The following is a 22,680-nucleotide window of genomic DNA, read 5'->3' on the forward strand; positions in this document are numbered from 1 at the left end:
ACTTTGATCATCAAGTGATTGAACACTATCTCGATATAACTTCCAGAACACAATGACCAAATTTATGTAATAAAACGCTTCCAATCATATTCTACCACTGTTTCGGATTACTTTCTACATTCTTTGTTCAATTAAAGATAAAAAATTCAAAGAAAAACAAAAAATTTAAATCATTCCGAAAAATATTTTAAAGAAAGGGGCAAAACCTTATGCCCCAATGCTTTTATGCAGCAATTTCTTGAGTAATGGATATAGCACATCTGGCAATGTATCGACATCTGGTACAAAAATGCTGAACTTGCCATACATATCTTGGATCGTTTTCATCTGCGCCTCTTCAATCGGAGAATTGGATAAAAACACATTGATCACTTCAATTCCCTTTTTTCTCGCTTCGAGAACCGCTTCATGTGTATCCACGATCCCATTTTGTTCGTAGCTGAATGCAGCCGGCTCTCCGTCTGAGAAAACAATGAGGAACTTTTGCTCTTCTCTTCGTTTTAAAATCATTTTTGTCATTTGGCGAATCGCATAGCCATCCCGGTTATCCTCTTCTGGCTCAAGTGACATAATGGATGGTCCTGCGTCAAATAAGGAATCTTTGAACGATACGACGGTGTTAAAGTAGTTCGGTTGACTTGTTTCAGTTGCATCATTTGTATCTTCCCAGAACCCTACAATTTGATGAGGTACCTGCACTGATTTTAAAGCTTCATGAAACAGAACAATCCCTTTTTTTGTCTCATCCATCTTGTCAAACATACTTGCCGAACAGTCAACTAATAAAGTGAACACAGCATCAATTTGAGAAGATGGCGCTTGTTTTTTATAAAATAGTCGAGGGTTAGACTCTGTAAAATAACGAATGAGCTTTTTACTGAGACGTCCTGCATGAAGATCTGTTTTTGGCCATGATTTTTTATGCTCAAGTGTTTTTTGAATCATTTGTTTTAAGCGTTTCTGATAAGGCTCGATTGCCTTTGCGTGCTGCTTGTACACATCTATTTGCTCTGGTGAAGGAGGTTCTGGTGAAATCATGACTGGAAACGCATATTTGTTTTCTTTTCCATTCTCATGCGCATCTGCCCCGCTTTCTTCTCCTTCTGCCTCTTCTAGTGCTTCAAGCTTTGAATAGTCTTTTCGATGGGTTTGTTTGGCTGAACCTTGAACCGTTCCAAGCGCCTGATCTCCATCGTCACCTTCTCTTGCCGCATCTTTACCGAGATCGCTTTTACCACCGTGTTCTAAATCAAATTGAAGGAAACTTTTAGATGGTGCTTCCGTTTCTCTATGCCATACTTCCATATATTCATTATGGATGTCTTCATCCCCCTCTTTTTCCCGATCGACTTTTATATCCTCACTTAATTTTGGCTTTCTTTTGAGGTCATGGAAAAGCGGTTCTTTTGCCGCTTTTTCATAGTCCAATTCTGGGAAGAAAAAGTATGTGTTTAGCATATCCTTTTCAAGGAGCTCATCGAAGCCTTCTGTCAATTCCTTCACAATGATGGCGATATCAGATGTCGAGCGTGCGTCATATACACGTTCAAGACTTGACTCAATAAACGGAATCATTGGATCTATCCGCTCATGAAGGGGTGGAATTTCTTCAAGCGGAGATTCGGCTGTCAGCTTCACGTATATCGCACAAAAGAGTGCATCTGTTAAAATACTGCGCTCTTGGTTAATCGTTAATTGTGTTTTAAAGTGACGTCTGTAAAGCTCTCTTCTCCGTTTAAACACCTTTTTTGTTCCTAGGCGGTCACGTTTAATCCGCTCTTCAATGCGGATATCTTCAAACAGCATAAACAATTGTTTGCACACATCAGGAATGGATAATGTGTGGGCATAGCGAATGATGTCTTCAAATACTGTAAGATCGCTATACACTGTCCCTACTGCTCGCAGGAACACATCACTTTTTAGGCCTGCCATCATATCCTCTTGATGACGATCATCCCAAAAATGGCTGATGAAAATTTTCTTTTCAAACGGTTCATAGTACGATTGAACACCGTATTCAAGCTCCACATCATCACTTTTGGCAAGTGTTTTGGCTAAATCCGTTAATTCCATAAATAGAAATGAATCGATTCTGCTGTCATTAAATTTGATGAATTTCAAAAGTCAGAACCTCACTCGAATAATGTTTGAGCGATATTTCTTACCGCTGCTTTTTCCCGGTCATCTTCTAGCTTCTCTACAATTCCTCGTTCAATTGCACGAAGCGGCGGGATATATTGCGCAAGATCACATGTATCTAACAGTGCGCGAATGGATGCGGCTTCTTCACTGACCTGTCCATTGTGTGCTTGGACGATGAGATCTGATGAGAGCTGTACGAATTGATCGATTAAACGCTCATCCTTTAATACAGATTGAGTGTGCAGTACTTCTTTTAAAATGCCACCGCCAATGTAAGGAACTTCAATGACGACAAAACGGTTTTTCAGCGCTTCATTGAGCGGCACTGTCCCCACATACCCCTCATTGATTGCTGCAATCACGCCAAAGCCTTCTTCTGCTCTAACGACTTCACCTGTAAATGGGTTTGTCATCATTTTTCTGTAATCAAGCACACCGTTTAAAATAGGCAGTGTTTCTGGTTTTGCCATGTTGATTTCATCAATATATAAAAGGTGTCCTTTTTTCATTGCTTTTGTAACGGGTCCTTCAATGAATTCTATAGAAGCAACTTGTCCATCATTATGGATGGTTTTATAACCAATTAGACTTTCTGCATCAAGGTCAACTGAGCAGTTTACACTGTGCATCGGCTGTTGAAAAAACGCGGATAAAGTTTCTGCTAGTTTTGTTTTACCTGAGCCCGTCGGTCCTTTTAACAGAACATTTTTTCCTAGGGCAAGTGCAATCATGGCATCTTGAATAATAGACGTATCTTGTGATTCATAGCCGCTTGTTCCGATAAGCGGACGAAATTCTTCTTCGAGAACTTTTCCTTTTGCTTCGATCATTGCTTGAATTTCTTCTGGGAGTGCTGGTTGGTTAAACATATATGATTAATTCCTCTCTTCGATCATTTTCCTCACCAAGTATACTAAAAAAACCTTTATGCACTCAATACATAAAGGTTCGACTTCTGTTATTTTACCATTTCTTTTGTGATGGCTCCGCAAGCAATGCGTTTCCCTGAGTTGCCAGAAGGGTTGCTTAAGTAATCATCTGCTTCTGCATGGATGATGAAACTTCGCCCGTTTTGATCAACCAATTGATTCGGGCCTCCTTTGACCGTCACATTCGGAACATTCACAACGACGTCAATTTGACCATCTGCCCCTACTTCTAAATTAGGCATATCTCCAGTATGATGCCCTTTTGGGTTGTCGAAGCCATGCTCTCTATGAGTCGGATTAAAGTGAGCCCCCGCCGTATCAAAATCTGGCGTTTCACATATTCCTGTTTCATGAATATGAAAGCCGTGAGGACCTGGCGGCAGTCCTTTCGCTTTCACATGCAGATCCAGCCCATTTTCTGAGGACTCTCTTATTTCAATGCTCCCTATTTTTTGCCCGCTTTCGTTTATGAGTGACGTTGTGACTGGTGCTTGTTTAGGTGCGGCAACTTCTCTTGTTTCTTCTGTCGTTTCTTTTTTCGGCGGTGCATGACATGCTGATGCGGTAAAGATCAAACATATCATGATCATCCACACTGACTTTTTCATTTATGACTGCCCCCTTTTGCTATCAGTATGGACAAACTGATGAGAAGGCAAACAAAAAAAGCCGAAAATCGGCTTTTTTAGAAGAAACGTTTCGCACCTAGATAGGCTTTTTTCCAATAAGGATTGCTTAAGTTTGAAATTCCTACTCCGCTGTCACTTGCATGAAGGAAATCTCCTCCACCTAGGTATAGTCCCATATGAGAAGGACCTGCTTTGTACGTTGTGAAATAAACAAAATCTCCAACTTGTGGTGTGCTGACAGGCGTCATCATATTCCAGTATCCTGCTGTACTCAATCTAGATACTGATGAAACCTTATTAATGAGATAGTAAACAAAGCCGCTGCAATCAAATCCAGCTGGTGTATTGCCGCCCCACCTGTAAGGTATGCCTGTGAGCTTTTTACCTTCTTGAATCATTGTCGTGATTTTTGCATTCATTGGAACGTCATTTTTATTATTGTTGACCGGTGTTGTTGAACCATTTGACGTAGAACCATTAGATCCAGTTGAACCGGAAGCTGTTCCGTTGATTTTTAATACTTGTCCAATTCTAAGCACATCACTTTTCAAGCTGTTTGCTGTGCGGATTGATTGAACCTGCACCTTAAACTGATTCGCAATTTTCCATAATGAATCACCTGATTTAACCGTATAAGATGTGGTTTTACTACTTGAAGACTGATTGCTGTTTGAAGGCGTGCTAGGTTGAGCAGGTGCTTTCGGCTGACTTGGTTTTGACGTCACCGTTCCTTTTACCTTCAATACTTGATTTGGATAAATCGTATCAGATTTTAGCGAGTTCAATGTTTTAATTTCACCAATCGACATATTTAACGAATTGGCAATTTTCCAAAGTGAATCGCCTAATTTCACTTTATATGTACTAGATGCTGACGACGAACTATTAGAATTCGTTGATTTGTTACTTGAGCTAGAATTAGATGTTGAGTTTGAATTTGAGGACTGGCTGCCGCTCGTTTTCGCTGTTCCAGACACTTTCAGCTTTTGTCCAGGACGAATGAGGTCACTGTTTAAGCTGTTCAAACTTTTCAAACTTGCAACTGACATTTTGTGATTCTTCGCAATCAGCCATAATGAATCCCCAAGCTTGACTGTATAGCTAGATGTTGTTGAAGCACTTGATTTCGTTGCTTTTGAACTTGTTGATGAGCTGGATTTTGAACTTTTTGCACTAGGAATCTTTAAGCTTTGTCCTGCAAAAATCATCGTCGTTTTTAATTGATTAAGAGATTGAAGTTCCGAAATACTTGTGTTGTACTGTTCGGCAATCTTCCAAAGTGAGTCACCGCTTTTCACCTTGATCGTCTGTGCTTCTGCCGGTGTAGCAATAACAGCTGAGCCTGCGATCGCTGAAACTGTGAGGCCGGTTACTACTTTTTTCTTCATAGATGAATCTCCGCCTTTCATGATTTCGTACCGTAAGACTTATGTACTAGTTTTGAGTTTAGCATTTAATGGTTCTGCTTCTCTTGCACTATTTTATCTTTATTTCTATAATATTACTCGACATGAAGACGTTGGGCAATACTAAATAGGTTTTAGAGCAGCAAACTCAAAATGCTAAAACAAAGCCATATCGTTTCTATCGGCTGTTTGCTGTATTTATAAACAATTTTTAAGGAATTTTTAAGTTGACGTTTAGAAATTTGTCAAAACAAGCACGTTGCTAGTTTCATAGTTCTATTCTACATGACAAATTTTTCTGTATCAAATGACTTTTTACTTAATTGCCTGTTTTTTCTCCTCAATAAAAAAAAGCACCCTTCCCCATGAAGAATGCTGTGTTCATGTTTACTTTCTGATTTCTTGATCTTTTACAGTTAACGGATAGAGGACGCCTTCTTTTGCAAACGACATTTTCCCTGTTTCTTCTGATACCACAAGAACAAGGGCATCAGTCATGCCAGAAAGTCCAATGGCTGCCCGGTGTCTTGTGCCTAGAGAAGGGCTGACTTTTTTTGAGGTGAGCGGTAGGACGTTTGCAGCGGAAACAAGCGTATTTTCTTTTACTAAAAGGGCGCCATCATGAAGTGGGTTTCCAGGATAGAAAATGCTTTCTATTAATGATGCGCTAATTTTCGCATGGAGGTTTGTCCCTTTTTGTATATAATCCTCCACCTCATCTCTCCTTTGAATCACAATCAGTGCGCCATGCTTTTGTTTTGATAAGTTCTCAATGGCTAAAGAAAATTGAGCAAAACCTGGTGTGAATTCTTCCATATATGCTTGTAAATAAAATGAGGAAGCCTCTGCATGCATTTCATTAAACTGATCATGCAATGATTCGAGTTCACAAAGAAGGCATTGTTCCGTCTGGTCAAGCGAATCGACGATTTTCCTTGCATCCATCATAATTTGCGTTAAATGAGATTTCATTTCTAACTTAAACATCGCTTCTTCATTTGTGCGATTGATCATCTCACCATGTCCCTCCTTCTTTCGCTTGTGTCATAAAATAACAAATTGTGCACATTCTATTTGTATGGAGGTGAATTCAATATGACCATTCAAAAAGTGATTCAATATGCTTGCAGCATTTTAGGTGTTGTCAGTCTTTCTTTTATTTATGCCCAAATGTTCAAAAAAACGAAGCCCTCAAAGAAAAATAATCCGACGGAGAATTGATTTATTTACATAGCGTGATATAATTCCTCTCGTTATTTCTGTTCAGAGAGGAACTTATGATGAGAGAAACGAATAGTATTCGAGCAAAGTTGGCACAATTTTTAACCATATTGATTCCGATTTTAATTACACAAGCAGGTCTTTCGCTCATCACATTTTTAGACACGGTGATGTCTGGAAAAGTGAGTGCAGAAGACCTAGCAGGTGTAGCCATCGGTTCGAGCATTTGGACACCTGTTTATACTGGTCTCGCTGGTATTTTAATGGCTGTTACCCCTATTGTGGCTCAGTTAATGGGCGGCGGCCGCAGGGAAGACGTTCCTCGTGCAGTCTTCCAGGCCATTTATTTATCTTTTCTTTTAAGTATCGTGGTGATTGTCATTGGATCGTTGTGTGTTCCTTTTATTTTAGGGAGACTTGGGCTTGAACCATCCGTAGAAATCATTGCCCGTCATTTTCTCAGCTTCCTTGCTATTGGAATCATCCCGCTTTTTGGTTATTCAGTCATGAGATCGTTCATTGATGCATTAGGAAAAACACGTGTGACGATGTTCATTACGTTAACCGCACTTCCTATTAATTTTGTTTTAAATTATCTCTTTATTTTTGGAAACTTTGGGTTTCCAAAGCTTGGCGGTGCAGGGGCAGGTCTTGCATCTGCGCTGACGTATTGGGCGATTTTCATCATGAGTATTTGTATTGTCATCAAAGCCGAACCGTTTGCATCCTTTCGGTTGTTTCAGACATTACCTCGTTTTAACGTCTCCCGAATGGGTCAAATACTGAAAATCGGTATCCCTATTGGGTTTGCGATCTTTTTTGAAACAAGTATTTTTGCAGCTGTCACGCTCTTAATGGGTCACTTTGATACCGTGACAATCGCCAGTCACCAAGCAGCGATGAACTTTGCTTCTATTTTATATATCCTGCCGCTTAGTATCTCAATGGCTTTAACGATTGTTGTAGGTTTTGAAGCCGGTGCCATGCGGTATAAAGACGCAAAAAGCTACAGCTATATTGGCATTGCAACAGCTGTTTTGTTCTCATTATGTACCGCAACACTCATCTTGTTATTTAGACCTGAGATCGCTGGTTTATATACAACTGAATCAGCTGTTTTACAAATGACACAGCACTTTTTGATGTATGCGATCTTTTTCCAGCTGTCAGATGCGATCGCCGCACCAATTCAGGGAGCTCTACGCGGGTATAAAGATGTGAATTATACACTGATTGCTGCGTTTGTCTCTTACTGGGTCATCGGCCTTCCAGCTGGCTACTTGATTGGCACGTATACCTCATTTGGAGCGTTTGGTTATTGGATTGGTCTGATTACTGGGCTTGCCGCAGGTGCCATCGTCCTATTTGTTCGTCTCAGGTTGATTGAAAGACGTATGCATTCTGCAACAGGAAAAGGCAGCTGACTGAAGTGAAGTGCACCCCAAATATTAGACACAGTCTAACATTTGGAGGTGCTTTTCTTTTGGCTAAATTTACAATTGAAGATAAAATCAAAGCGGTAAAACGATACCTCATTGACCGCGAACCCCTGCTTGGAATTGCAAAACAGATTGGCGTGCACAAAAGTATACTTCAATATTGGGTCAGAAAGTATCAATATCATGGCAAAAAAGCTTTTTCAAAGTCATATACAAATTATCCAGTCCAATATAAACTAGACGTACTTGATTATATGAATGAACATGGGACGTCTATCTTGGAAACAGCTGCACTCTTTAACCTGCCTTCTGATACCACGCTTTGGAACTGGAAGCGCATCTTGGAAACACAAGGAGTAGACGCCCTTCAATCTAATAAAAAGGGGCGTCCGTCTATGAAAAAGAAAACTGGAAAACAAGAAATAACGAAAGGATCAATGGAAGCGTTACAGGCAGAAGTAGAACATTTGCGCATGGAAAATGAGTATTTAAAAAAGTTGAATGCCTTAGTTCAAAACAAGGAACAATCACCAAACAAGACAAAGCGCAAGTAGTCTATGATTTAAGGCATCAATATCCGGTGAAATCACTTCTTAAGCTCGCATGTATTCCACGCAGTACCTACTATTATTTGATCAAGCATTTAGATCGTCCTGATCAGGATGTCGAACTGAAAAAGATGATTCAAACCATTTATCAGGAACATCAAGGACGTTATGGATATCGCCGGATTCGTGATGAACTAATCAACCGAGGACAAAAGGTGAATCACAAAAAAGTCCAGCGCATCATGAAAGTTCTAGGGCTAAAATGCATGGTCCGAGTGAAGAAATATCGTTCATACAGAGGCACAGTGAACAAAATAGCGCCTAATATATTGGCTCGTCATTTTCAAGCTGATAGGCCAAATGAGAAATGGGTCACAGATATAACGGAGTTCAAGTTATTTGGTCAGAAGCTCTATCTTTCGCCCATATTAGATCTATTTAATGGTGAAATCATTACCTATACAGTCGGTTCAAGACCTGTTTATTCACTCGTCTCAACGATGCTTCATCAGGCGTTCAACCGTTTAGATGAAGATGAGAAACCAATGATACATTCTGATCAAGGATGGCATTACCAAATGAAGCAATATAGACACGCCTTAAAAAAGCGTGGGATTACACAGAGTATGTCCCGAAAAGGTAACTGTTACGATAACGCAGTTATCGAGAACTTTTTTGGTATCTTAAAGTCTGAATTTCTATACCTAAAAAAATTTGAGAACATCGAACACTTCAAGCAAGAACTTGAACAATATATTGACTACTACAATCACACACGTATAAAGACAAAACTAAAAGGCATGAGTCCGATACAATATCGAACTCATGCCTCGAAAGCTGTCTCATAAAAAAACGCGTCTAAATTTAGGGGGTCACTTCAAAGTCAGCTGCCTTTCATTTAGTCATTCCATTGATACGTCCAAAAAATTTCTTCATCAAACCATTTTTGAACGACTGGTTCTTTGTTTTTCAACTTTTGTTCAAGCTCTCTTAGCATGCCTTCTGTTTGTGTTCTATGCGCTCTTAGTGCATTTAATTTGATATCGGCTACATCCGTAATATCAATCACAATATCGGCATTTCCTAGCACTTCTTCTCGATTTTTCGTAATGGCCATACAGTATGTGACGGGACGGTCTTCTTTTTTCTTTCGGTATAGAGCACGAATGACCGCTTCACCTGTCGCGTCATGATCAGGGTGTACACCATGACCTGGATAAAATGTGACAATAAGGGTTGGTTTCACTTCATCAATAATACTTTCCATCACATCCGCTAAATACTCATCATCTTCAAATTCCAACGTTTTATCCCGAAGACCAAGCATTCGCAAGTCTGTGACATCCATTTCTTTACATGCATTGATTAATTCCTGTTTTCTTAATTCAGGAAGTGTCTCACGGTTAGCATATGTTGGACTTCCCATATTTCTTCCCATTTCTCCAAGTGTCCCGCATGCATACGTCACTGGAATTCCACGTTTTCTGCTTTGCGCGATGAGCCCTGCGACCCCGAAGGATTCATCGTCGGGGTGAGGCAGCATCACAAGTACATGTTCGTTCATCACTGTTCCCCTCTCTCCTACACCTGAAATGGTGTTTCACTAATTTGTAATGAGATCGCTAGTTTTCCGTCTGGCAGGTGTCCTGCTAACAGCAGGCGGCCTTGTTCATCAAACACGTAATCGGTTAAACCTTCTGCGTAAATCCAGCCATCTTCTGTTTTCATCCCGACACGGTATGGACCTTGTCCTTTTATTTTTGCCTGTGAATAGACGACTTTTGCGTTGCGGATATACGCCACGACCGTCATATTTTGCTCATTCACATGAGCTGAATAAGAACCAGTTGTCGTTTCAAGATGAACGAAGACTGGCCGATTTAAAAACGATTCAAGATGCGCTGTGACATCTTCCGTTTGAATTGGTTTCATGAGTGGTTCCTTCCTCCATTTTGAATTAGTTCGCGCAGCTTTTTTGTATGTAAGCTGATCAGCTGTAGTTGATGACCCTGTTCAATCGTGCTTTCTAAAATTCTTTCCACAGCGAGTACATACTTTTGATGCAATGACTTTCTTGCGCGAGGATGGGTGCGTGCATCAAGCAAATCATCTCGTATCGCCTCGTGTAATGAAGTCATATCCACTACATCAAGCTGCCGATTTTTCCATAAAGATTGATAAGCGTGTGCAAGCTCATCGACTGATGACATGTGATCACCTCTACAGTTTTGGTAACAACTTATTATGACATGATCCGCCTGCAAAAAAAAGCAAACTGCTTCGTCTCTTTAATGAGAATTCGCTGTTTTTTTCATTCGCAGTTGAGAGGTTGTAAATAGTAAAATCGCCACCCAAATACAGAGGAATGTCACGATTTTTGCTGCAGATAAGTGTTCGTGATACACAAACAGCCCCAAAAAGAGTGTAATGGTCGGTGCAATATACTGCAAAATACCAACTTGATATAAAGGAATTCTTTTGGCCCCTTCAGAAAATAAAAGAAGCGGTACAGCTGTAAAGACACCTGCAAAAAATAATAGCCCAAGAGAGCCGAAGCTGCTCGGATTCATCGTGACAACAGGTTCTTTTAAGAAGAAGAATAAGTAAACAAGCGCAGCTGGTGCAAGAAGCAGTGTTTCAATGGTTAATCCAATGGCACTCGTAAAACTCATTCTTTTTTTAATCAGTCCATAAAACCCAAAACTAAAAGCCAATACGAAAGCCACGACAGGAAATGAGCCGTACTGAACAGTTGAGATGATGACCCCAGCTGCAGCAATGAGAATGGCGGTGGTTTGCATTTTATTCAGTCGTTCTTTTAAGAAAATGATGCCTAGTAAAACTGATACAAGTGGATTAATATAATACCCTAAACTCGCTTCCAGCATAAGATCGTGATTTACCGCCCAAATGTATACATACCAATTGACCGAAATTAAAATAGCCGATAAAAGTAATGAAAAAAGTGCTTTTCCATCTATCATCAGACCTTTCACAGTCTGCATCGCTGGACGGACTTGCTTTAAATATAAAAGAATACCGCACATAAAAATAAAGGACCATACTATTCTGTGCGCTAAAATTTCGCCTGACGAAATATGCTCCATCAGTTTCCAATATAATGGGAACAATCCCCATAATGTAAAAGATGCAGCCGTATATAAGACACCTTTTGATAGTTGTTCGTTCAATCTAACCATTCCTTTCTAAACCTATCGTATATTATAGCACGCACATCACTTTATGGGCATATACTAATTCAGGGCATTTAGAAAGGATGATTTGCATGTTTGACTGGAACCGATTATTCCCTTTTCAAAAGCAATTTTCAAAAGAAGCGTTAAAAAATTCAGATCCTAAAGACGTTGAGCAATATGTCAATCAAGTCATGGAAAGTGTTTTCGGCTCCAATTATTCTGCTCAATTCCCCTTTCAGGATCCGCTGTCTCAGCAGCAGAAAACAAGAGAGACAGACGATAAAAAAAAGAAAGAGCCGAATGTTGAAGTATTTGAGACGACAGATCACGTGTTTGTCAAAATAGAGCTCGATCGTCCGAACACGGAAAAAGTAAAAATCAAACATACAGCCAATCTGCTGTTTATTGATCATTTTCCTGAAGAGAATAAACAAAAGAAGGTTGTCCTGCCTGCTGCTGTGAAAAGAAAAGGAACGAAGGCATCGTATCAAGATGGTATTTTAGAAATTATGTTTTTAAAGCATGATGATCCAGGCATTTCTGAAATTGATATTCCATTATAAAAAGCCTGCTTTGAAATGGAAGCAGGCTTACTCTTTTTTCTTAATAATATGGTGGATATCCGCCGCCATAAGGTGGTGGAACAGGCGGTGGTGGTGGCGGGTAATATGGACGAGGATAATTAAAAATCGCACTTCCTAGAAATCCGCCAAGCAGTCCGCCGACTAAAGGAGCGCCAAAACCAAAAAACAAAGGGACTCTAGATTCATATGGCGGAATGCCAGGGGCACCGCCTCGAAAATACGGAGTATGAGGGTACATGCTTTTCTCCTCCTTTGTCATGTGCCTAACATCAGCATATTCATTAGGAGACAAAACGTTTGGGCAAACCTAAAACTAGGCTTGCTCCTTTTTTACATGAGATCCAGCATACTCCCCTGCCCAGCGCGATACTTCTCCGAACACACCATGTAATGCACTCCCTTTTTCGGTTAGACAATAGATGACTTTGACTGGCGTTTCAGGAAGTACAGTGCGCTTTATGATTCCTTCTTGCTCAAGCTCTTTTAAGCGTTCTGCGAGCATTTTTTGACTGATGGATGGAATAATGTCCGTCAGGTCTTTAAACCGCTTCGGACCGTCAAGCAATACATGAATGATGAGACCATTCCACCTTTTGCCAAGAAGCAAAAAAGCTTGCTGAATGTTTGGACATAATTGAAATTCCATATATTTCAGCCTTTCTTTTCATAATCGTTTGACAAACTAACGGTATACAATTTAAAATATATCTCTAGTTACAATAAGTAAGTTTCTCACTTTTTTATTTATTGTACCATACTATTTGCAAAAACGGGAGGAAATATCCATATGGCGAGCGATCAAAAAACGATTGACATTTTAAAAGAAAGAGCTTCAGTAAAAGAGTATGATACAACTCATGAAATGACAAAAGAAGAGTTAACAGAGCTTCTTGATATCACAACAAAAGCACCATCTGCTTGGAACCTTCAGCATTGGCATTTCACTGTGTTCCATAGTGCTGAATCAAAAGCAAAACTTCTTCCAATTGCTTACAACCAAAAACAAGTCTCTCAAGCATCAGCTGTGATTGCTGTGCTAGGTGACCTTGAAGCCAATCTAAAGGGTGAAAAAATCTACAGTGAGCTAGCAGAACAAGGCTTCATCACAGAAGATATTAAAGAAACACTGATGACGCAAATCAATGGTGCTTACCAAAGCGAGCAATATGCACGTGAAGCTGCGTATTCAAACGCTTCGTTAGCTGCTATGCAGTTAATGATTGCGGCGAAAGCAATGGGATATGATACATGCGCAATGGGCGGTTTCAGTAAAGAAGCGTACGTAAAAGAATTCAATGTGAGTGGTCGATACGAACCAGTGATGTTGATTTCTGTCGGGAAAGCAGCAAAAGAAGCTCACAAAAGCAATCGTTTTGACATCGAAGAAGTATCTGATTTCCTATAAAAAACGGCTCAGTCTCAGCGTCATGCTGGGGCTTTTTTATTTGCTCTAAATATTATTTTTCCATACTTATTTTCAAGTCTTCCTTTCTCATTCTTCAGTATTTACCTCTTTTTAAAAATGAAAGCGTTATATTAGTATGATATTCATAAAAATGATTGTTTTTTCTGAAAATGGTCTTGTGATCTAATCTGACAACTGCTATTATTATGAAATTACAAAATATTAGAGGAGGAAAACATGAACAAAAAACTGATACTGGCGCTACTTATCGCGATTCCATTCATTGGACAGCTTGCACTGCTCCCCTTTGTGAATCGTATTCATCCATTTGTCATCGGGCTGCCTTTTTTCCACTTCTGGCTCTTACTATGGATTGTACTCACACCCGTTTGCACATTTATCATTTACAGGATGCAACATTCAAATGGAGGAACTGACGAATGCAAGGAAACTTAACAGCTTTATTGATTACTGCAAGTATCATTTTCATCGTCGTGGTCATCGGTTTTGCCGCTGGTCGTGATAAATCATCAAGACAATCAGTCGAAGAATGGTCTGTTGGCGGGAGAAAATTTGGCGGGCTTCTCGTCTGGTTCCTTGTTGGCGCAGACTTATATACTGCTTATACCTTTTTAGGGCTCACAAGTACAGCTTATACAGCGGGAAGTGTTGCTTTTTTCGCTATCCCCTATTCAGTTCTTGCTTATTTTATTGCGTATTTCTTCTTACCAAAACTTTGGACGGTTGCAAAAAATCACAAGCTGACAACACTTGCTGATTATGCACGTGAGCGATTTGACAGTAAACTGTTATCCAGTTTGATTGCCATTGTTGGTGTACTCATGCTCATACCATACATTTGTCTTCAGCTAAGCGGGATTCAAGATACATTAACTGTCGCTGGAACGAGTTATATTAATGTGAATGCAGTGGTTATGATTTCATTTATTTTAGTTGCACTTTATACATTTTTCAGTGGTATTAAAGGTCCTACATATACAGCCATTATTAAAGATATTCTTGTTTGGGTGATCATGCTCTTTATGGTCGTTTCCCTCCCGATTATTCATTTTAACGGCTGGACACCAATGATGAATACGTTAGCTAAGGAAGCTCCACAGCTTCTGACGATTCCTGAAAGCGGCCCTAAAGGCATTTTGTGGTTTATTACCGCATCAGGTGTTTCTGCACTCGCATTATTTATGTGGGCTCATGCAGCAACTGGTGTTTTCACAGCCAAAAGCGCAGATGCCATCCGTAAAAACAGTATGTTTTTACCTCTTTACAACATTGTATTGATTTTGGTCATCTTCCTTGGCTTCATTGCCTTTTTAGTCTTACCGGAAGATACAAATCCAAGATTTGCTCTTCTTCATTTAATTCAGACGTCATATGGCGGCGTGATGCAGGGGCTTGCGTATTCAACGATTGCACTTGCTTCTCTCATTCCATGTTCGATCATGGCCATTGGGGCATCGAATTTATTTGCCAATAATTTGTACCGTGATTTAATCCATCCAAATGTGTCACCTAAACGGTTAACGATCATTACACGTTCGATGGTATTTATCGTGATCGGGCTTGCTCTTTTATTCGGTATGCTGTTCCCGACTGCGCTTGTCACGCTTCAGCTGATCGGTGTTTCTGGAATGGTTCAAATTTTCCCAGCCATTGCCATCAGCTTATTCTGGAAAAAACAATCGAGAGAAGCAACGATTGCGGGGCTCATCGTAGGAATTATCGTTACCTTTACAGCGAATATGACACAAATGACATTCGGCCTTTATGAAGGCTTTCTCGGTTTACTAGCAAACGTTGTGGTCATCTTGATATTGAATCCATTCTTCCAGAAGAATGTCACATCTAATTCTGTGACAAGTGATTTGTTTGAAAAGAATGGGAAAACAACGGAACCTGTGGCTAACAAAGCGTAACACAAGAAAAAAAGCAGTCCCCTGATGAGGACTGCTTTTTCTATTTCATTTCTTTTTTCAACACTTCAATGGCTTTTTTCATTTGCGTATCATTTTTCTTGAGCTTATCTTGGATGTTTGTCATCAGTACCGTCGTTGTGTCCCCTGTCAGAATACCATCAGCCTTTAGATCGTGATCTGATTGGAACCTTTTCACGACCGACTGGAATGCTTGATCATATTCTCCATTGGCTTTTGCTTTGTAGCCAAGCGCTTGGAACATTTTTTGAGCCGCTTTGACTTCATCTCCATCATCATTCAGTTGATACGTCTTTTTCGGACTTAAGTATGGCAGCTTCGCATAACTCGGCAGAGATGCTTTCACCTGTGGCTCAATTCCTTTTTTGTGAATCCAAGACCCGTCTGGTGTCAGCCACTTGGCAATGGTTAATTTCACACTAGAACCATCATTGTAGCTTTGCGCATTCTGAACAGTCCCTTTACCAAATGTCTTTTCTCCAACAAGTTGAATGCTGGAGGATTGGTGCAGAGCTGCCGCCATAATTTCAGCAGCACTCGCTGAACCGCCGTTTACAAGAACAACTGCCGGCTGATGAACTTTGCGTTCTTTTTCCGCTTTGTACACTTGTTTCTTTCCTTTTTCCTCAACCTGCATAATGACTTTTCCTTTATCGATAAAGTCATTGCTCATTTCAATTGCTTCTGTCATAATGCCGCCTGGATTATCTCTCAGATCAATGACAAAACCTTTTGCCCCTTTTTTCTCGAGGTCATCAATCGCTTTATCCAACTCTTTAGATGTCGTTTCAGCAAAAGAAGTGATTTGGATTTCGCCTATTTTATCTTTTGTTAGTTTTGCATACACCGTTTCAAGTGGAATCGTATCTCGTGTGATCGTCACATCCACATTTCCAACACCTTGTCGGTTCAAATGCAGTTTGACATCCGTTCCTTTTTTCCCTCTGATAAGAGAAACGGCTTTATTCACTGACATGCCTTTTGTACTTTTACTATCCACTTTTAAAATACGATCATGAGGTTTCAAACCAGCTTTTTCAGCAGGAGAGCCTTTAATCGGTGCGACAATTAAAATTTGTCCATCCTTCTCTTCTACTTGTGCACCAATTCCTTCAAATGAAGATGAAATGGTGTTGTTAAACCCTTCGGCTTCCTCCTGATCCATATATGTAGAGTATGGATCATCAAGTGATGCAATCATGCCTTGAATCGCACCGTCTACTAGTTTTTGATCATCCGTTTTTTCGTAATACTCGTTTTTTACCTTCGTATATGCAGCCATGAGTTTACTAAACTTCTCATCTCCTGAAACGCTGACAGCACCTTGTTTTGTGATCACAAATGTAATCGCTGAGGAAAGCGCTGCTGTCACCAGAATGGCTATCACGAACTTGAATTGTTTTTTCAAAAAAACACCACCTTTATCTCCTTTCATTATTATCAAGGACGATTCTTCATCCGTCAACCAAAGGATCAAACTTCTATTTGAAAAGATAAGCCATTTAGCCCTGCAATGCATAATCTTTAGAGAGAAACATGATAAAGAAAGAAGGGATTCCATGAGTGACTATGTAGAAATGCTTGCCTATTTTGGTGTATCAGGTGCCCATCCTGGTGGAATTGAGCTAACTAAAACGATGATTGAGCATCTCAACCTGGCGTCTGACGATCGTATACTGGATGTTGGATGCGGCACAGGACAAACAGCAGCCTATTTAGGACATTTAGGTTATGAAGTAGAGGCGATTGATACACACCCTTTGATGATTGAAAAAGCCAATCTGCGATTCGAGCGGGAACAACTACCTTTCCGTGCACAGCAAGCATCGATCGAACACCTGCCATTTGCGGATGACTCGTTCTCTCTACTGATCAGTGAATCTGTTTTAAGTTTCACCCATTTACCTGCTGCGCTTGCTGAGATAAAACGGGTGCTTGCTCCTGGAAAACAATTGATCGCAAATGAGGCTGTGTTAAAAGTGCCGCTTTCCTCAGAAGAACAGGCAGCCATTCGGGAGTTTTATGGGTTTCACTCCCTCTTTTCATTTTCTGAATGGAAAAAACAGTTAGCGTCCGCAGGATTCCGTGACATTCAGATTCTCTCATTCGATGAGCACATGGTGCAGGAGGAGCCGACCGAAATGGAATTATCAGATCAAATACCACCTTCTCTTTATGATACATTGCAGACACACTATGACCTGATTCAAACACACCGAGAACATCTGAGTCACCTTGTATTTGAATGTACAGTATAAAATGAGCGAATCTCCTATATGTTTTGTCCAAACTCTATGAAGTCTTTCGCATAGGATAAGAGTGAAAAGAGTTTGTCATAAGGAGGAAAAACATGGAGCGCTACTACAAACTTTGTCAGCAGCATATGGGGAAAGTAGCTAGAATTACTGATCGAAATGGCAGAGTACATGTTGGACGTATTGAGCGGGTGACAAACCGCAAAGTTTATATTCGTCCAGTCGGCGGGTCCCGCGGGGGCTTTGGTTATGGATATTACGGAGGTTATTATGGCTGGGGTGCAGCTTATGGCATCGGTCTCGGTTTTATTACCGGCTTCGCTTTAGCAGGTTTGTTCTTTTTTTAAAACGGCGTATAAAAGAAGGCCTCCCAGCTTCGGGAGGCCTTTTATTTGTTTATATTTTCTTCACTTTGTTCATGTATTCTTCGAATGTTAAATCATGATCATGCATCGCTTTTGCAGCTTCTTTCCCTACATAGCGCAGGTGCCACGGCTCATATTCATATTTCGTGATGTCTTCTTTCCCTTTTGGATAACGGATGATAAAGCCATATTTGTAAGCATTTTTGGCTACCCATTTACCATCAGGTGTTTCACCAAATTTTTCAGAGATTTCAAAGCCGGCACTTTTTGAGGAAATATCCATAGCTAGACCTGTTTGATGTTCACTTTCCCCTGGTAAGGCTACGGCTTCTTGGGCTTTTTCTTTCCCTTTTAGTTTCACTTCACTATCAAAAATGACTTTTTGACGGTCATAGGAACGATAGCCAGATACTGCAGCAAGCTCAAAGTTTTCCTTTTTAGCACCTTTGAATAACTTTGCAAGTGCATCCGCTACTTCTTTTCGAATATATCGTTTTTCAATATCCTCTGAAAAAGAGAATTCCACTTTTGGTACAACGAGATCAGAAGGTTTATAGGTTCCTGGCAGTGCATATTCTTTGTTCACTAAAGCAAGCACATTTTCAGGGTTTTGAATGGTCTTCAGTCCGCTCACTACCTTGATGTCATTGAAATATTCACTCTTTAACGTCAGCTCTTGATTAGATGAATCTGCCGTATCGTTTGAGTTTTGCTGGGGTGATGAACTTGCTGCGTTCTTTTGTTCGTTTGTTTTGTTAGATTCAGTGGTACCGCTTTTCTGATCCAGCAACTGGCAGCCTGATAATGCGGCCGTCAAACCAAGAATCGATGCGATTGAGAGTATTTTATAGCTTTTCTTCATGACATACCTTCCTTTTGCTCTACTAAAAAAATAAAGATGCGCTACATCGTAGCACACCCTTTATACTATTATAAAACAGAATCTAGTGCAATTAAGATCATTTCGTCAAATGTCGTTTGACGCTCTTCAGCAGTTGTTTCTTCTCCTGTTAGCACATGATCACTCACTGTTAGAATCGACAACGCTTTTCTGCCAAATTTTGCAGCAAGCGTATAAAGAGCCGTTGTCTCCATTTCAATCGCTAGAATTCCATATTGGTCCATCAGCTCAAGTGGTTTTTCATTATAAAATTGGTCTGCTGTAAATACATTCCCAACACGCACAGCTACATTTTTCGCTTCTGCTGTGTCGTAGGCTTTTTTCAGTAAATCAAAATCAGCGCATGGTGCGTAATCAATCGGTCCAAATGCCACACGGTTCATTTGAGAATCTGTTGATGATGTTTGAGCTAAGATGACGTCACGTACATTGACATCTTTTTTGATCGCTCCGCAAGAACCGACACGGATTAAGTTTTGAACATCATAGCTTTGGATTAGCTCATTCACATAGATCGAAATAGACGGTACGCCCATTCCAGTACCTTGTACAGAAATGCGTTTTCCTTTATATGTTCCAGTATAACCATACATGCCGCGCACTTCGTTATAGCACACAACATCTTCTAAATATGTATCTGCAATATATTTCGCACGAAGCGGATCGCCTGGCAGCAATACCGTTTCTGCAATTTGTCCTTTTTCTGCTCCAATATGTACACTCATTTTTTAGCCTCCACTTACGTTTAACATGTGTTTAGTCCCATTTATTATAAACGATTGAGATCAAAAAAGAAAATACCAGCTGAAAGTAAAGCTGGCATCGTCGTTTATATTTAACTCATCGTCATTAGGCGTTCACTGCGTTTCCATCCTGCCGGAAAGAGCTGGTAGTAGCACTTCCCTTTTTTCTGGTCATCAATCACAACGATATCCCCTGTTGTGATAAACCGTGCATTGTAATCATTAGGGACTGTATCTTGTACATTAAATGTCGAGAATGCTTTTTCCAGTACATCAAGGTGTGTCCTGCCGCCAATCTTTGTCCGGTACACAGGCTGATGTCCGCTTTCTGCACCATATTCAGGTGTTTGATAAATGGTTAAGTGATAAGCTGAAGGTTTCTTTTGAAAAAATCTCAACGTCAATTGCATTCAAATCCCTCCCCTTTTATATAAAATTGGCTGGGATCTAAGAATTTCCTTCTTCTATTTTTGTCGAATGACGGACAATTTTTCGTCAATCTTTTTACATATGAGAAATAAAGCTAGTCCTATCGCAAAGCCCCCTGCTACATCAGTGACATAATGAACACCGATATACATCCTGCTGATGCCGATCATCAGCACACAACATCCTGTCACCATGTAGACTGCTTTTTGTCTCTTTTTCAGCCACGGAATCATTTCAATGAATAGATAGGCGATAAATGGATAGATCGTTGCCGCATTCATAGAATGACCGCTCGGAAAGCTGTAATAGGTCTCATTCACTAGATGATCAAAGGCTGGACGCTCTCTAGCAAACAGTCCTTTCAGTTCATGATTGACCGTTTTTTCTGCTATATATAGTAGAAAAAGCAGCATAATAGAGTGGTAGCGTTTATACATAAACAGCACCACGCTAAAGATGAGCATGATTGGGACAAGCAGCGCACTGATACCAAAGTCAGTCAAAGTCAGCATGACATCATTTAAAAAAGGAAGTCTGATGTTTTCAAACGATAAGATGATCTGGTTGTCCAACTCCTGGAACATGCCAGACACCATAAGCGCTGCGATGGCGCCAAACAAAAGGAAAAAAATGATGACATACACGCGAAACAATTCCCCTCCCTTTCTACTCAGAATCTCTTCAAAGTATAGTGCCTACCGCGCCTCTTCTTCAACTATCATTGCTTTCCTCAGCATATATTCAAATGTAATATCGGCAAGCTCAAACGTTTCCAGCTCAGATGGTATGTACCCTCTTTTGACCAGCTCCGTGTAGAAGAATTCTGCAATTTCCTCTGTATCAATCACCAAATCTGCTTCTTTCATTGCTTTCCGCCTCCTTTTTTATGATGTATGAACGCTGCCTTATTTTTATTACAGTTTGTCATAATGGCTTATTCCATACATATAAATGCAGTAAACGAAAAGAAAAGGGGCATGAGGCAATGAAATGGTTAAGCATTTTAGATGGACATACTTTTGATCAGGTGATGGGCCGTATCTTGAGGGGTTGGTTTTATGTGATTGCTTTTTTCTGTGTTCCTTACTTTTTATTCGTGTTAGGACAAGTCTTCTTTTAACCAAAATGCTCGTTTAAACTTTCCAAAATAAAGTCCATCATATCCTTATATTCTGGGTCTTTGAAAAATTCATAGAGAATTTTATAATCATTGTAAATGTCAAGAAGCTCATCCACTATAGATACAGCGAGAAATTCTAGTGATGCTTCGCTTTCTTGTTTCTCTTCTAACTGTAATAGAGCGGTTTGCACCATATCTTCCTCTATTTCTTTTGAGGTTTCTCCAACGTAATGCACAAAAAGAAGCTGATGAACAAACTGATCCATCTCATATTTCCTTAGGACAAGCGTCAAGTCTTCTTCTTCTGTTTCCAGCCATTCTCCGTCTTTTAACCTTGTCAGTTCATAAATGACATCTTCCCAGCCATCTTCAAGGTAGCGCCATATCTCAGTCCGATGGCCAATGATTTTAAATAGCTCTTTCCCGTAATCCTTTACATATACAACATCGCCAATGAGGAACTCATATTCAATGTCCAGCTTTTCCGTATCTACAATCACCCCGTCGTACTCATCGTAAAGCTGGAGTGATGTTTCAAAATAAAGCACCTCATTATGATTGACCTCATATAGATAATGTTGGTCAATTTGATGGACTTTTGTTATCGTTCCAACTGTGCCGTACATGACAACGACGACAATATCCCCTACTTTATATTTTGGTGCTTTCGCCTTCATTCTGTCTCCCCCTTGCCCGACTTTTGGTCTTAACGTATCGTATGCCGGCGCAAGGAATTCTGCATGGGCAACCACACCATGCAAAACGCCATTTTATTTCTTCATGAAAAAACCGCTTCTTCCATACGGAACAAGCGGTTGTGTGTGTTATTTTTTTTTGACTTCTACTTCGTATTGCTCAAAAGCCTCATCAAATGTCGTCATGGAGCTTAAATAGTCCCCATTTAACTCTAAATAGGCACATAGCTCATGATAATCAGTGGATGCTTTAGGAAAGCTGTGATCTTCATAAGCAGCATTTGCAAAATGACTGATTTCATCCTTTGGTTTTGGATGTCTGTACTTCATTAAATAATGGTAAAACGACTTCACCTGTTTTTCCCTCCGCGACACTCTATTTTGTTGTTATATTATACAGGAATTTGATGACTTGTATAGGCGGAGGTACAACTTATGAAGAAAAATCAAAGTAATTACGCTTTAATAACCGCTCCATGCTCATTAATTCTTCATATGAGATTTTTTCTGGAAGCTTTGTTTGATCGACTAAAATTAATTGATCTTCTATCTCTTTTACTGTCTCATCCTTCTGATACGTCATCCCGCAATGCGTGCAAGAAATCGAAGGCGTTTCCAAAATCTCAATCGATTGTGTGCCCGTGATGAGTTCCCAATAGACTGTGGTCTGTCCTGCGTTCGCTTTCTTCTCCTCACACCAATCACATGTCAGCAACG

The 22,680-nt window shown here is 40.1% G+C and carries 30 protein-coding genes; 10 read left to right on the forward strand and 20 right to left on the reverse strand.

The features are described from left to right. Positions 1-207: 207 nt before the first annotated feature. From M2353_RS09895 to cdaS, 5 genes are all read right to left on the reverse strand, one after another. Positions 208-2,124, reverse strand: a complete 1,917-nt coding sequence (locus tag M2353_RS09895; RefSeq protein ID WP_284725366.1) for a vWA domain-containing protein — start codon at positions 2,122-2,124, stop codon at positions 208-210. Between the two features lie 11 nt (positions 2,125-2,135). Next, entirely contained in the window at positions 2,136-3,014 is an 879-nt protein-coding gene (locus M2353_RS09900; protein WP_008346487.1) for an ATP-binding protein, read from the reverse strand. Between the two features lie 89 nt (positions 3,015-3,103). Further along, positions 3,104-3,682: a superoxide dismutase family protein gene (locus M2353_RS09905; protein WP_284725367.1), complete on the reverse strand. Its 579-nt coding sequence runs from the start codon at positions 3,680-3,682 to the stop codon at positions 3,104-3,106. Positions 3,683-3,759: 77 nt separating this feature from the next. Then, positions 3,760-5,091 (reverse strand): C40 family peptidase, encoded by a 1,332-nt coding sequence (locus tag M2353_RS09910; RefSeq protein WP_284725368.1) that lies wholly within the window; start codon positions 5,089-5,091, stop codon positions 3,760-3,762. 405 nt (positions 5,092-5,496) lie between these two features. Next, positions 5,497-6,123, reverse strand: a complete 627-nt coding sequence (gene cdaS, locus M2353_RS09915; protein ID WP_024718575.1) for a sporulation-specific diadenylate cyclase CdaS — start codon at positions 6,121-6,123, stop codon at positions 5,497-5,499. A gap of 81 nt (positions 6,124-6,204) precedes the next feature. On the opposite strand from cdaS, the gene M2353_RS09920 reads away from it, so the two are divergent. The 3 genes from M2353_RS09920 to M2353_RS09930 all read left to right on the forward strand — a co-directional run bounded on the left by M2353_RS09920 (position 6,205) and on the right by M2353_RS09930 (position 9,165). Next, positions 6,205-6,330, forward strand: a complete 126-nt coding sequence (locus M2353_RS09920; RefSeq protein ID WP_003215647.1) for a hypothetical protein — start codon at positions 6,205-6,207, stop codon at positions 6,328-6,330. A 59-nt stretch (positions 6,331-6,389) separates the two neighbouring features. Continuing rightward, positions 6,390-7,754 carry an MATE family efflux transporter gene (locus M2353_RS09925; RefSeq protein WP_284725369.1) on the forward strand — a complete coding sequence of 455 codons (1,365 nt, stop codon included), beginning with the start codon at positions 6,390-6,392 and terminating at the stop codon, positions 7,752-7,754. A 59-nt stretch (positions 7,755-7,813) separates the two neighbouring features. Beyond that, positions 7,814-9,165 (forward strand): IS3 family transposase gene (locus M2353_RS09930; RefSeq protein ID WP_096881102.1). Its coding sequence is split into 2 segments (ribosomal slippage): positions 7,814-8,258 and positions 8,258-9,165, totalling 1,353 coding nucleotides; the frame shifts between segments, so codons are not numbered across the junction. A gap of 50 nt (positions 9,166-9,215) precedes the next feature. On the opposite strand, the gene bshB2 is transcribed toward M2353_RS09930, so the two are convergent. From bshB2 to rarD, 4 genes are all read right to left on the reverse strand, one after another. After that, the gene (gene bshB2, locus M2353_RS09935) at positions 9,216-9,881 is read right to left on the reverse strand and encodes a bacillithiol biosynthesis deacetylase BshB2 (RefSeq protein ID WP_024718573.1); all 666 of its coding nucleotides are present in this window, start codon (positions 9,879-9,881) and stop codon (positions 9,216-9,218) included. Between the two features lie 17 nt (positions 9,882-9,898). Further along, positions 9,899-10,249: a YojF family protein gene (locus tag M2353_RS09940; protein ID WP_008346474.1), complete on the reverse strand. Its 351-nt coding sequence runs from the start codon at positions 10,247-10,249 to the stop codon at positions 9,899-9,901. Beyond that, complete coding sequence (locus tag M2353_RS09945; protein ID WP_284725370.1) at positions 10,246-10,527, reverse strand: hypothetical protein; 282 nt, start codon at positions 10,525-10,527, stop codon at positions 10,246-10,248. The genes M2353_RS09940 and M2353_RS09945 overlap by 4 nt, the downstream gene beginning before the upstream one ends. 78 nt (positions 10,528-10,605) lie before the next feature. Next, positions 10,606-11,517: an EamA family transporter RarD gene (rarD, locus tag M2353_RS09950; protein WP_284725371.1), complete on the reverse strand. Its 912-nt coding sequence runs from the start codon at positions 11,515-11,517 to the stop codon at positions 10,606-10,608. 86 nt (positions 11,518-11,603) lie between these two features. Here rarD and M2353_RS09955 point away from each other — a divergent pair, with 86 nt between their 5' ends. Next, entirely contained in the window at positions 11,604-12,077 is a 474-nt protein-coding gene (locus M2353_RS09955; protein WP_024718570.1) for an Hsp20/alpha crystallin family protein, read from the forward strand. A 40-nt stretch (positions 12,078-12,117) separates the two neighbouring features. On the opposite strand, the gene M2353_RS09960 is transcribed toward M2353_RS09955, so the two are convergent. Beyond that, positions 12,118-12,336: a hypothetical protein gene (locus tag M2353_RS09960; RefSeq protein ID WP_003215921.1), complete on the reverse strand. Its 219-nt coding sequence runs from the start codon at positions 12,334-12,336 to the stop codon at positions 12,118-12,120. Between the two features lie 75 nt (positions 12,337-12,411). Beyond that, positions 12,412-12,744, reverse strand: a complete 333-nt coding sequence (locus tag M2353_RS09965) for a winged helix-turn-helix transcriptional regulator (RefSeq protein ID WP_008346466.1) — start codon at positions 12,742-12,744, stop codon at positions 12,412-12,414. A gap of 141 nt (positions 12,745-12,885) precedes the next feature. On the opposite strand from M2353_RS09965, the gene M2353_RS09970 reads away from it, so the two are divergent. From M2353_RS09970 to M2353_RS09980, 3 genes are all read left to right on the forward strand, one after another. After that, positions 12,886-13,503, forward strand: coding sequence for a nitroreductase family protein (locus tag M2353_RS09970; protein ID WP_017359679.1), 618 nt, complete (start codon positions 12,886-12,888; stop codon positions 13,501-13,503). A gap of 237 nt (positions 13,504-13,740) precedes the next feature. Then, positions 13,741-13,959, forward strand: a complete 219-nt coding sequence (locus M2353_RS09975; protein ID WP_017359680.1) for a DUF3311 domain-containing protein — start codon at positions 13,741-13,743, stop codon at positions 13,957-13,959. Beyond that, positions 13,944-15,437 carry a sodium:solute symporter family protein gene (locus M2353_RS09980; protein WP_041507073.1) on the forward strand — a complete coding sequence of 498 codons (1,494 nt, stop codon included), beginning with the start codon at positions 13,944-13,946 and terminating at the stop codon, positions 15,435-15,437. The genes M2353_RS09975 and M2353_RS09980 overlap by 16 nt, the downstream gene beginning before the upstream one ends. A 40-nt stretch (positions 15,438-15,477) precedes the next feature. On the opposite strand, the gene M2353_RS09985 is transcribed toward M2353_RS09980, so the two are convergent. Further along, on the reverse strand, positions 15,478-16,863 hold the full coding sequence (locus M2353_RS09985; protein ID WP_135009166.1) for a S41 family peptidase: 1,386 nt from the start codon (positions 16,861-16,863) through the stop codon (positions 15,478-15,480). Positions 16,864-17,014: 151 nt separating this feature from the next. Between M2353_RS09985 and M2353_RS09990 the strand changes: the two genes are divergently transcribed. Next, positions 17,015-17,713, forward strand: coding sequence for a class I SAM-dependent methyltransferase (locus M2353_RS09990; protein ID WP_045034999.1), 699 nt, complete (start codon positions 17,015-17,017; stop codon positions 17,711-17,713). Between the two features lie 92 nt (positions 17,714-17,805). Beyond that, positions 17,806-18,057, forward strand: coding sequence for a hypothetical protein (locus M2353_RS09995; RefSeq protein ID WP_047946638.1), 252 nt, complete (start codon positions 17,806-17,808; stop codon positions 18,055-18,057). A 49-nt stretch (positions 18,058-18,106) separates the two neighbouring features. Here M2353_RS09995 and M2353_RS10000 read toward each other — a convergent pair whose 3' ends face one another. The 5 genes from M2353_RS10000 to M2353_RS10020 all read right to left on the reverse strand — a co-directional run bounded on the left by M2353_RS10000 (position 18,107) and on the right by M2353_RS10020 (position 21,014). Then, a complete protein-coding gene (locus M2353_RS10000) occupies positions 18,107-18,937 on the reverse strand; it encodes a M15 family metallopeptidase (protein WP_284725372.1) in 831 nt (276 codons plus the stop codon). 68 nt (positions 18,938-19,005) lie between these two features. Then, positions 19,006-19,701 (reverse strand): purine-nucleoside phosphorylase, encoded by a 696-nt coding sequence (gene deoD, locus M2353_RS10005; protein ID WP_135009168.1) that lies wholly within the window; start codon positions 19,699-19,701, stop codon positions 19,006-19,008. A 110-nt stretch (positions 19,702-19,811) separates the two neighbouring features. Further along, positions 19,812-20,129: a YodL domain-containing protein gene (locus tag M2353_RS10010; RefSeq protein ID WP_007500756.1), complete on the reverse strand. Its 318-nt coding sequence runs from the start codon at positions 20,127-20,129 to the stop codon at positions 19,812-19,814. 54 nt (positions 20,130-20,183) lie between these two features. Then, positions 20,184-20,792, reverse strand: coding sequence for a phosphatase PAP2 family protein (locus tag M2353_RS10015; RefSeq protein WP_061420887.1), 609 nt, complete (start codon positions 20,790-20,792; stop codon positions 20,184-20,186). Positions 20,793-20,843: 51 nt separating this feature from the next. Beyond that, entirely contained in the window at positions 20,844-21,014 is a 171-nt protein-coding gene (locus tag M2353_RS10020; RefSeq protein WP_008346445.1) for a YozD family protein, read from the reverse strand. Positions 21,015-21,133: 119 nt separating this feature from the next. On the opposite strand from M2353_RS10020, the gene M2353_RS10025 reads away from it, so the two are divergent. Next, positions 21,134-21,268, forward strand: coding sequence for a hypothetical protein (locus M2353_RS10025; protein WP_017359686.1), 135 nt, complete (start codon positions 21,134-21,136; stop codon positions 21,266-21,268). On the opposite strand, the gene M2353_RS10030 is transcribed toward M2353_RS10025, so the two are convergent. The 3 genes from M2353_RS10030 to M2353_RS10040 all read right to left on the reverse strand — a co-directional run bounded on the left by M2353_RS10030 (position 21,265) and on the right by M2353_RS10040 (position 22,678). Then, the gene (locus tag M2353_RS10030; protein WP_008346441.1) at positions 21,265-21,945 is read right to left on the reverse strand and encodes a hypothetical protein; all 681 of its coding nucleotides are present in this window, start codon (positions 21,943-21,945) and stop codon (positions 21,265-21,267) included. The two genes, M2353_RS10025 and M2353_RS10030, sit on opposite strands and share 4 nt — an antisense overlap. A gap of 147 nt (positions 21,946-22,092) precedes the next feature. Next, positions 22,093-22,317, reverse strand: a complete 225-nt coding sequence (locus tag M2353_RS10035) for a YozE family protein (protein ID WP_003215834.1) — start codon at positions 22,315-22,317, stop codon at positions 22,093-22,095. Between the two features lie 79 nt (positions 22,318-22,396). Beyond that, on the reverse strand, positions 22,397-22,678 hold the full coding sequence (locus tag M2353_RS10040) for a YokU family protein (RefSeq protein ID WP_024718564.1): 282 nt from the start codon (positions 22,676-22,678) through the stop codon (positions 22,397-22,399). Positions 22,679-22,680 lie beyond the last annotated feature (2 nt).

Origin of the sequence: Bacillus aerius, assembly GCF_029894105.1 — a bacterium.
Taxonomy (GTDB): Bacteria; Bacillota; Bacilli; order Bacillales; family Bacillaceae; genus Bacillus; species Bacillus altitudinis.

What these genes read in the sequence shown, in the direction of transcription:
- M2353_RS09900 (WP_008346487.1), bottom strand. Translation starts at nt 3,014, where the DNA reads ATGTTTAACCAACCAGCACTCCCAGAAGAAATTCAAGCAATGATCGAA.
- M2353_RS09905 (WP_284725367.1), bottom strand. Translation starts at nt 3,682, where the DNA reads ATGAAAAAGTCAGTGTGGATGATCATGATATGTTTGATCTTTACCGCA.
- M2353_RS09910 (WP_284725368.1), bottom strand. Translation starts at nt 5,091, where the DNA reads ATGAAGAAAAAAGTAGTAACCGGCCTCACAGTTTCAGCGATCGCAGGC.
- cdaS (WP_024718575.1), bottom strand. Translation starts at nt 6,123, where the DNA reads ATGATCAATCGCACAAATGAAGAAGCGATGTTTAAGTTAGAAATGAAA.
- M2353_RS09920 (WP_003215647.1), top strand. Translation starts at nt 6,205, where the DNA reads ATGACCATTCAAAAAGTGATTCAATATGCTTGCAGCATTTTAGGTGTT.
- M2353_RS09925 (WP_284725369.1), top strand. Translation starts at nt 6,390, where the DNA reads ATGAGAGAAACGAATAGTATTCGAGCAAAGTTGGCACAATTTTTAACC.
- bshB2 (WP_024718573.1), bottom strand. Translation starts at nt 9,881, where the DNA reads ATGAACGAACATGTACTTGTGATGCTGCCTCACCCCGACGATGAATCC.
- M2353_RS09940 (WP_008346474.1), bottom strand. Translation starts at nt 10,249, where the DNA reads ATGAAACCAATTCAAACGGAAGATGTCACAGCGCATCTTGAATCGTTT.
- M2353_RS09945 (WP_284725370.1), bottom strand. Translation starts at nt 10,527, where the DNA reads ATGTCATCAGTCGATGAGCTTGCACACGCTTATCAATCTTTATGGAAA.
- rarD (WP_284725371.1), bottom strand. Translation starts at nt 11,517, where the DNA reads ATGGTTAGATTGAACGAACAACTATCAAAAGGTGTCTTATATACGGCT.
- M2353_RS09955 (WP_024718570.1), top strand. Translation starts at nt 11,604, where the DNA reads ATGTTTGACTGGAACCGATTATTCCCTTTTCAAAAGCAATTTTCAAAA.
- M2353_RS09960 (WP_003215921.1), bottom strand. Translation starts at nt 12,336, where the DNA reads ATGTACCCTCATACTCCGTATTTTCGAGGCGGTGCCCCTGGCATTCCG.
- M2353_RS09965 (WP_008346466.1), bottom strand. Translation starts at nt 12,744, where the DNA reads ATGGAATTTCAATTATGTCCAAACATTCAGCAAGCTTTTTTGCTTCTT.
- M2353_RS09970 (WP_017359679.1), top strand. Translation starts at nt 12,886, where the DNA reads ATGGCGAGCGATCAAAAAACGATTGACATTTTAAAAGAAAGAGCTTCA.
- M2353_RS09975 (WP_017359680.1), top strand. Translation starts at nt 13,741, where the DNA reads ATGAACAAAAAACTGATACTGGCGCTACTTATCGCGATTCCATTCATT.
- M2353_RS09980 (WP_041507073.1), top strand. Translation starts at nt 13,944, where the DNA reads ATGCAAGGAAACTTAACAGCTTTATTGATTACTGCAAGTATCATTTTC.
- M2353_RS09990 (WP_045034999.1), top strand. Translation starts at nt 17,015, where the DNA reads ATGAGTGACTATGTAGAAATGCTTGCCTATTTTGGTGTATCAGGTGCC.
- M2353_RS09995 (WP_047946638.1), top strand. Translation starts at nt 17,806, where the DNA reads ATGGAGCGCTACTACAAACTTTGTCAGCAGCATATGGGGAAAGTAGCT.
- M2353_RS10000 (WP_284725372.1), bottom strand. Translation starts at nt 18,937, where the DNA reads ATGAAGAAAAGCTATAAAATACTCTCAATCGCATCGATTCTTGGTTTG.
- deoD (WP_135009168.1), bottom strand. Translation starts at nt 19,701, where the DNA reads ATGAGTGTACATATTGGAGCAGAAAAAGGACAAATTGCAGAAACGGTA.
- M2353_RS10010 (WP_007500756.1), bottom strand. Translation starts at nt 20,129, where the DNA reads ATGCAATTGACGTTGAGATTTTTTCAAAAGAAACCTTCAGCTTATCAC.
- M2353_RS10020 (WP_008346445.1), bottom strand. Translation starts at nt 21,014, where the DNA reads ATGAAAGAAGCAGATTTGGTGATTGATACAGAGGAAATTGCAGAATTC.
- M2353_RS10025 (WP_017359686.1), top strand. Translation starts at nt 21,134, where the DNA reads ATGAAATGGTTAAGCATTTTAGATGGACATACTTTTGATCAGGTGATG.
- M2353_RS10030 (WP_008346441.1), bottom strand. Translation starts at nt 21,945, where the DNA reads ATGAAGGCGAAAGCACCAAAATATAAAGTAGGGGATATTGTCGTCGTT.